Source organism: Natronomonas amylolytica, from assembly GCF_037031205.1.
Taxonomy (GTDB): domain Archaea; phylum Halobacteriota; class Halobacteria; order Halobacteriales; family Haloarculaceae; genus Natronomonas; species Natronomonas amylolytica.
In genome coordinates this window covers 90,489-98,042 of sequence record NZ_JAYEZM010000003.1, presented here as the reverse complement: position 1 = coordinate 98,042, position 7,554 = coordinate 90,489, and the positions used below count along the sequence as shown (strand labels likewise).

Genomic DNA, 7,554 nt, shown 5'->3' with positions numbered 1-7,554 from the left:
CGCGGTGTCGCTTCTCGCTCCACAAAACCTAACTCAATCTCGTCCAAACATCCGTTGAGGCGGTCGTTTTCGGGCATAGATCACTCAGAAAACGCACCGCCTCACTCTTCATCCTTATCTGAACACCACCCTATCGGCCCCGGCATACGGCGGTCGGCGCTCACCGGGACCGCTCGATTGCCAGCAACGCGCCCGCGAGAACCCCGTAGAGGACTCCGAGTAACGGAACCCGGAGGTCGCCGCCGAGGAAGAACAGGGCGAGGCCGAGCCCGTACCCGTAGCCGAGCAGCGCCCCGGTGGCCGTCCGAACCGGATTGTAGCCGCGCCGCTCGGTCAGCGCCGTCAGGAGCCAGTCGACGAGCGCCGGCGCGGGAAACAGCGCCACGAACGCGATGTCGACAAGCCACGCCGGGCCGACGGCGTACGCCGCGAGGCCGGCGGCGATACCCGGATAGATGCCGGCACATCGCGCGCAGACGTGGATTCGCCGGCCGAACACCGTCGGCGCGTAACACCGGTACCACTCCGAGGGCTCGTGGTGGGCGAGGAGGTAGCGCCGCGTCTCGCGGAGGCCGTCCCCGACCTCTGACCACTCGACCATCGACGGCCCTTGGCGACGCCGAAGCCTCAATCTTGCCCTCGGGCCGCCGGACAGCGGCCACCTGCCGGCCTCGCCGCCGAGGGGGGAGAGAGCTATCGAGCGGCGGCCGTACGACCCCCTAGTCCGCCGTGCCAGCGACCACGGCCGGCGTCTCGACGGGCGCCGGCTCGAGCTGCGATGGCTCCCACTCGAGGTCCTCCTCGTAGTGGACGGGCGCGTTGTCCTGCTCGGGGTCCAGCACCGTCAGCTGTATCCAGCCGTTGTCGAGCAGTTGCCGGAGTTGTTCGTGCTCGCGGAGAACCTCGTTCACCCGTTCGACCGGCGCGTGGATGACCGCCGTCAGGCGCAGCGGCTGGTGATACGGCCGGTCGGCGTCGGCGTACAGCGACTGCAGCGGGAGACCGGTCATCAGGTCGCCGCCGTTGCCCTGATAGACGCCGACGTTGCCGACGGGGTTCTGGGTCACCTTCGAGCCGCTGCCGTAGACGGCGTTGTCGACCGTCGCGAAGTAGTACTGGTTGTTAATCCACTGGGTGACCACGAGCGGCCCCGTCATGATGGCTTCGAGGGCCTCGCCGTCGGGGTCGGTCGTCCAGTCGTAGGAGTGGAGGAACGCGCGGCCGTCGAGGTCCTCGCCGTCGGTCAACTCGCGGGGACCGATAACGAAGGAGGCGTTGCCGGCCAGCCCCCATTCGGGGCGGGTCTCGGCCCAGTCGGCCGCACGGCGCTGGGTCTCGCGGACGCCGTCGTCCGTGTCGGCGCCCATCGAATCGGCCCGTTCGGCCGTCGCGCCCGCCCGCGCGGTTTCGAGGTCCTCGCGCAGACGCTCGATGTCGTCCGCGTGGCTCTCGGGGGCCTCGCCGTCGAACAGCGTTATCTCGTCGGTGGTCGTGTTGTGTTCGGCCGCGAGGAAGACGGTATCGTCGGGGATGTCGATGCCGCGGTCGCGGAGTTCGTCTTTGACGGCCTCGTCGTTGCAGATTTCCGCGAGCACGCGGGCGTTCGGGCCACCGGGGTTGCCGGCGCAGGCCCCACAGTCCAGACTCGAATCGAACGGGTTGTTCGTCGTGTGGCTGGCATGACCTGCGAAGACGACGAGGCGGGCGAACGCCTCCCAGCCCATCAACTCGAAGGCGTTCTGCGCGTAGGTGACCTTCTCCTCCAGCGTCATCCCCTGCGGGAGGTCACCGTGGTCGTGTTCGTGTTCGGACTGTCGGTCCAGCGTCGGCGCGGCGAACTCGGGCGTGCCGGGAACGGCGCTGTCGACGGCCGTCAGTCCGTCGTACACTGCGGCGGGCAGTAGCGTCCGCGTCGCCATGGCCGCACCGTAGGTGGTCCCCGCGCCCTCGACGAACGTGAAGGCGGCCGCGACGTTGCTCTTGAGCGTCTTGAGGTGTTTGCGGCCGGCCGCCACCAGCCGCGACCACTGGTCGTGGGCGTCACGGCTGTCGGCTTCGTCGGGGGCCGGACGGTCGGTGACGTAATGTTGGGGGTCGACGATGGGCGGGCAGGCGTCGATGGTGGTGTCGTCGTCGTAGCCCTGATAGCGCATCGGAACGCCGAAAAAGCCCGCGTAGCCGTGGGTCTCGTAGGGGCCGGTGGCCTCGATGTGGCGGCGGATTATCTCCGAGCGGGTATCGATGCAGAACACCAGTTGGGCGGCCGGGCGGGCGTCCGCGCCGTCGGCGGGCGTCTCGTCCGGGGACGCCACCTCCACGAGCCGGTCGCGGTGGCTCTTCTCCCACGCGCGCAGCCAGAGTTCGGGAAGCGGCACGTCGTCTTCAGAAGCCGCGTCGCCGTCGTCGCCGTCCGGTTCGATGGGCGCATCCAGCAGGTCGGCCACCGTCAGCCGCACCGCGAGGTACTCGGTCAACGAGATGGGGTAGGTCGACTGCCACGGGTCGGCGTCGCAATCGCCGTCGGCGCGCTGTTTGATGAAGCCGGTCCAGCCGGGCAGCGCGGCGAGGTGATGCTCGAAAATCGGAACCCAGCGGTCCTGCGAGTAGTCGGAGAGGACCGCCTCCAGCGCGGCCTCGGGCGTGTCGGGGAGGTCCGACGGGGCGTCACAGCCGGGAATCTCGTCGTCGTACGGCGCGACCGCCCGCCACGCCGCATAGAAGCCCGCCTCACGGTCCGGCATCGCCCACTCGGCGTTGCCCTGGTCGAGGAAGACCGAGAGCCACTTCGAGAGGATTCGGTCGACCGCATCCGTCTCGGGGTCCGTCTCGGAGGCAGAATCGCTCTCCGCGTCGGCCTCGGCCATCTCCGTCAGCAGCGCCTCGGGCGTCTCGTCGATGCCGTGGGCGTCCAGTTCGGCGGCCAGTATCTCGGGGTCGATGCGGCCGTCCTCCCAGGCCCGCTCGAAGACGGAGGCGCGCGGGTAGCCCCGGCCGCCGAGGCGGCGTTCGGCTTCGCTGACAGCCCGATGGAACGGCCGGTCTTCGAGCCCGGAAAGCGGGTTGGCCGTGACGAAGGAGTGGAGCGGCCAGAGGGAACCGACGGAGTCGGCTGCGCGGTCGATGCTCTCATCGAGGGTCGTGTTATGCGTCATTGTAGTCCTCCTTGCGGGTGAGAACGGTATCCGGATTCGGCTGCGAGAGGTTCAGCAGCGCCACGTAGAGCCGTCTGCTGGAGCGGTGCCAGCCGAGTTCGGTCGCCAGATACGCGGCGGCGAAGACGGCAGCGACCGCGCCGTGGACGACCGTGAGTTCGGTCGGGGCGGTCGTCATCGGCACGCTCGACAGCAGCGCGGAGATGCTGTTGAACATCACGCTGTAGACCCCGATGGCCGCCATGACGACGAGTGGGACGCTGACCAACCGCAGCGGCGGCGACAGTTTCGACCGGCGGAGGATGTCCCGCGCGGCATGCAGCGTCGTCAGGACGACCACGAGCGTCAGGACGACGCTGGAATCGAGTTTCAGGCCCTTTCCGGTGAGCGTCGTAAAGAGGACGCCGCCGCCGACAGCCGTGAGGAGGCTGACGCCGAGGCCCAAGAGGCCGAGGCTGGCACGTGTCGAGTCGGTCGGAGCGGTCCCTTCGACGGTCGCGCCCGAGGAGAGGAACAGATACGCCTTATAAAAGCCGTGCAGGATGAGGTGCGTGATGGCCGCGGCGAAGAAGCCGAGGCCGCATTGCAGTATCATAAAGCCCATCTGGGCGACCGTCGAGGCGCCGAGTTTGCGCTTGATGTCGGGTTGGACGAGCAACAGGGCCTGTCCCAGCAGGGCGCTGACGGCGCCGACGACCACGATGGCCGACATGACCGCGAGGTCCTCGGCGAACAGCGGGGCAAAGCGGGTCAGCAGGATTCCGCCCGCGTTGACGAAGCCCGCGTGCATCAGCGCCGATGCGGGCGTGGGGGCCGTCATCGACGAGAGCAGCCAGTTGTGGAACGGGAACAGCGCCGACTGGCATATCGCCGCGAGGGCCAGCGCCGCGACGGCGAGCAACGTGAGCCGGGGTGGGAGGCTGTCGGCCTGCCCGAGAATCCCGGTGAGCGAGGTCGTCCCCGCCGTCCAGACGAGCGTCGTCAGACCGACGGCGACCAGCCCGCTACTGACGAGGAAGTACCGGCGGGCCATCGAGGCGGCGGCCTGCGCCTGCTCCCAGCCGCGGACGTGGCCGATGAGCGAGGCCATCGTCAGCCCCATCGCCAGCCACGCCGCGACGAAAAGCAGGGCGTGGTCGGCCGCCGTCATGACCATGACGGCGAGCGTGAAGAAGAGGACTCGCCCGAAGAAGCCCTCGATGTGGCTGTCGCCGGCCATGTAGCGGCGGGAGTAGGAGTGGACGATGCCGCTGAAAAACGAGATGACGACCCACATGAGCATCGTCAGGCCATCGATGACGACGTAGCCCGGAACGGCCCATTCGTAGCCGCGCCACACCGAAAGGGAGAGGATTCCCAGACAGGCGACGAAGAGCGCCCAGACCCCCCACGTCGACGCTCGCGGCACGACCGACGTCTGCGAGGGCGTTTCGGGGAGTTGTACGGCGTCGTTCGAGTGCGATTGTTCGGTCATCCTTCTAATTCGTCTTCCGTCCAGCCCGATTCCCGACGCGCCGTCGGCGTGCGAACGGAGTGGCTGGTTCTACCCCAGTAAAGAACAAACTGATTAATATATCCTACGATACGACCAATTCGTTCTATCTATAATTATTTTTGAACGAATTGGTCAGATGTCGGCGGGAGAAGCGCGTCGTCTCCCGTACGTGCGCGTAATCGGGGTGGAACCGAGAGCCGCGCCGACACGGCCATCGTCGCCGGACCGCCCGACCGGAGCCCTGCGTAACATGGCTGGAAATCGGTACTCGGTTCAGTGTTGAGAGAGACCGGACCATAAACCCACCTGTTTCGAACAGTTCGGTGATATTCGCCGATTTGTGGAACAAACTGTTCGATACGTCGCCGAAGCTACTCGTCGACCGGGTCAGCGGAGAGGTCGTCGAACGGCGTCGTCTCGTGGCTCCGGACCAGCACCTCGTCGGCGACGGTTATCCCCATCTCCAGAAGTTCCTGTGCGACGGGCGTGATGTCGCTGTCCGTCTCGCCGACGACCGTGACCAGCAGGTTCTCCTCGCCGGTGACCAGTTCCTGGACCGAGACGACGCCAGGGATGTCGAGGATCTCCTCGATGAGTTCTCCCCGCTCCGGGATGGGCGCCGTACAGAACAGGAGCATCCGGAGCGGGTAGCCCGATTTCTGGTAATCGACATCGGCGCTGTATCCCTTGATGACCCCTTCGGATTCCAGTCGCTGGATGCGTTTGCGGACCGTACTCGACGAGGCATCCGTCCGTTCAGCGATCTCCCCAGACGACAGGTTTCGGGCGTCTTCCTGGAGCGCATAGAGGATTTCCCGGTCGACGTCATCGAGTTCGTAGTCCGGCATACCCCCTGCTATTCCTCGAAAATATAAGGTACTTCGGCTCTGTATGGTTCAGTCGGCACTCGGAGTAGGGCGACGGCTACTCTCGGCTCCTGAGAGGAACGAGGAGCGACCCCGACAACGGCGACCATGCCACGAACCACCCTCGCTGAACTGTTAGCACGGAACCGGCGGCACGTCGAATCGCTCCCCGAGCACCACTTCTCGGCGGTCGAGGACTCCCAGTCGCCCGCGATGGTCTCGGTCTGCTGTTCGGACTCGCGGGTCTCGCAGGAGGGCATGTGGGACGTCGACGAACCGGGGTGGCTCTTCTCGGTCGCCAACATCGGCAACCAGACGTGGGACGCCGTCGGCAACGAGCGGGTCGTCAACGGCGACGTCCTCTATCCGCTCCGGTATACGGGGACGGACACCGCCGCCGTCGTCGGTCACACCGGCTGTGGCGCCATCACCGCCACGCTGGAGGACGTCCACGGCGAGACGAAAGGCGAGTTGCCGCCCGGCATCAAACAGCGGGTCAGTTGGCTCCGCGCGGTCATCGAGGACGGCCTCGACGACGCCCGCGTGCGGACCGACCGCGACGTCAACCTCGTCGACCAACTGGTGGAGTACAACGTCGACCGGCAGGTGGCCTACCTCCGGGAAAACGAGGAGGTACCCGACGGGACGACGATACTCGGATTCGTCTACGACTTTCAGGGCGTCTACGGGGACGTTCGCGGCCGCTCGTATCTGGTCAACCACGACGGCGAGACGGACATCGACCGGTTGGCCGAGGCGGTTCCGGACGGCTACGAGGACCACGTCGAGCGCCTGCTGGCGTAGGGTCACCCACGAGGCGAGCTATTCTTCCCCCAGCCACAGCAGAATCGCCGCGGCGACGACGAGCGTCCCCGCGAGACCGGCGAAGGCGACGGTGAAGTTCATCGCCTCTGCGACGACGCCGACGAACGTGGGGCCGAGGCTCCCGATACCCAAAAAGAGGGTCCGTGCGGCCCCGAGGTCCGCGCCGGTCTTCTCGTCGGGTGCGGCGTCCAGCAGGATGGCGTCGATGACCGGGAACTGGGCCTTGTAACCGAAGGCAAAGAGGACGATGGCGGCGGCGACGCCGACGACTGACCCGACGGCGACCAGCAGCGCCAGCGCGGCGGCGGCCAGCACCATCCCGACGACGGCGACGGTATGTCGCGGGAAGCGGTCGCTCAGGCTGCCGGAGACCGGCTTGACGAACAGGCCGAAGACGAAAAGCAGGGCGTAGGTGGCGCTGGCCAGTTCCGGCGAGAACTCCTTCGTCTCCCGGAGGTACTCCGGCAGGAAGTTCAACACGCCGTTGACCATGAAGTAAAAACAGACGAAGGCGACGATGGTCCAGCGCTGCCGCGGCGTCGCCAGCAGGCGCCGCGCGGTCGAGAGGATTTCGAGGTCCGCCTCGTGGGCGACGTAGGGCTCGCGGTTCCAGACGACGAAGAGGGCCAACAGCGCGACGAGCAGGACGGCGACGGGGAGGAAGACGACCCGCCACGTCGCGTAGGCGATGGCGACGACGGCAGCGATGGAGGCCAGGACGCCGCCGAGGTCGGTCCCCGCGCTGAAGACGCCCAGCGCGCGGCCGCGGCGCTCGACGAACAGGTCCGACAGCATCGCCCGCGAGGGGATGGCATAGAGCCCCTTCCCGAGGCCGAAGACGGCCGTCCCGGCGACGAAGAACAGGAAGCCGCGCGCGCCGCCCATGAGGAGACAGCCGACCGCGAGGACGAGAAACGAGGGCGCAAGTAGGGTCGCCCGGCTCCAGCTATCGGAGAGGCGGCCGCTGGGATACTGGAAGACGGCGTAGACGCCCTGCAGCACCGTCAGGGCGATACCGGCCTCGGTCAACGACATCGAGAGGTCCGCACGGACCTCCGGCAGCAGCGGCGGAACCGCGAAGCGAGCCAACTGCAGGGTGGCCCACGTCAGCGCCAGCACCGCCAGCATCCGGCCCGTGTACCCGCCGACCAGTCGCTCCTCGTTGGACACATTCGACGGTGGGCGACGGGAGTACTTTTAAACCCGGATTTCCGAT

6 protein-coding genes and 1 pseudogene are annotated in these 7,554 nt (G+C 67.1%); 1 reads left to right on the top strand and 6 read right to left on the bottom strand.

Annotation, left to right across the window (positions count from 1 at the left end; genetic code table 11):
• The 5 genes and pseudogenes from U5914_RS05585 to U5914_RS05565 all read right to left on the bottom strand — a co-directional run.
• Window positions 1-77, bottom strand: a pseudogene (locus U5914_RS05585) (IS6 family transposase); the annotation flags it as partial.
• Between the two features lie 83 nt (window positions 78-160).
• On the bottom strand, window positions 161-601 hold the full coding sequence (locus tag U5914_RS05580; protein WP_336134771.1) for a DUF2085 domain-containing protein: 441 nt from the start codon (window positions 599-601) through the stop codon (window positions 161-163).
• A 118-nt stretch (window positions 602-719) separates the two neighbouring features.
• Window positions 720-3,152 (bottom strand): DUF2309 domain-containing protein, encoded by a 2,433-nt coding sequence (locus U5914_RS05575; RefSeq protein ID WP_336134770.1) that lies wholly within the window; start codon window positions 3,150-3,152, stop codon window positions 720-722.
• The gene (locus U5914_RS05570) at window positions 3,142-4,626 is read right to left on the bottom strand and encodes a proton-conducting transporter transmembrane domain-containing protein (RefSeq protein ID WP_336134769.1); all 1,485 of its coding nucleotides are present in this window, start codon (window positions 4,624-4,626) and stop codon (window positions 3,142-3,144) included. Before U5914_RS05570 ends, U5914_RS05575 begins: the two co-directional genes overlap by 11 nt.
• A 392-nt stretch (window positions 4,627-5,018) precedes the next feature.
• Complete coding sequence (locus U5914_RS05565; RefSeq protein WP_336134768.1) at window positions 5,019-5,495, bottom strand: Lrp/AsnC family transcriptional regulator; 477 nt, start codon at window positions 5,493-5,495, stop codon at window positions 5,019-5,021.
• A gap of 126 nt (window positions 5,496-5,621) precedes the next feature.
• Here U5914_RS05565 and U5914_RS05560 point away from each other — a divergent pair, with 126 nt between their 5' ends.
• Window positions 5,622-6,317 (top strand): carbonic anhydrase, encoded by a 696-nt coding sequence (locus U5914_RS05560; protein ID WP_336134767.1) that lies wholly within the window; start codon window positions 5,622-5,624, stop codon window positions 6,315-6,317.
• Window positions 6,318-6,335: 18 nt separating this feature from the next.
• Here U5914_RS05560 and U5914_RS05555 read toward each other — a convergent pair whose 3' ends face one another.
• Window positions 6,336-7,466 carry an MFS transporter gene (locus tag U5914_RS05555; protein ID WP_418766747.1) on the bottom strand — a complete coding sequence of 377 codons (1,131 nt, stop codon included), beginning with the start codon at window positions 7,464-7,466 and terminating at the stop codon, window positions 6,336-6,338.
• Window positions 7,467-7,554 lie beyond the last annotated feature (88 nt).

Excerpts from the sequence above, each read along its gene's own strand:
- U5914_RS05570 (WP_336134769.1), bottom strand. The coding sequence starts at position 4,626 with ATGACCGAACAATCGCACTCGAACGACGCCGTACAACTCCCCGAAACG.
- U5914_RS05560 (WP_336134767.1), top strand. The coding sequence starts at position 5,622 with ATGCCACGAACCACCCTCGCTGAACTGTTAGCACGGAACCGGCGGCAC.
- U5914_RS05565 (WP_336134768.1), bottom strand. The coding sequence starts at position 5,495 with ATGCCGGACTACGAACTCGATGACGTCGACCGGGAAATCCTCTATGCG.
- U5914_RS05555 (WP_418766747.1), bottom strand. The coding sequence starts at position 7,466 with ATGCTGGCGGTGCTGGCGCTGACGTGGGCCACCCTGCAGTTGGCTCGC.
- U5914_RS05580 (WP_336134771.1), bottom strand. The coding sequence starts at position 601 with ATGGTCGAGTGGTCAGAGGTCGGGGACGGCCTCCGCGAGACGCGGCGC.
- U5914_RS05575 (WP_336134770.1), bottom strand. The coding sequence starts at position 3,152 with ATGACGCATAACACGACCCTCGATGAGAGCATCGACCGCGCAGCCGAC.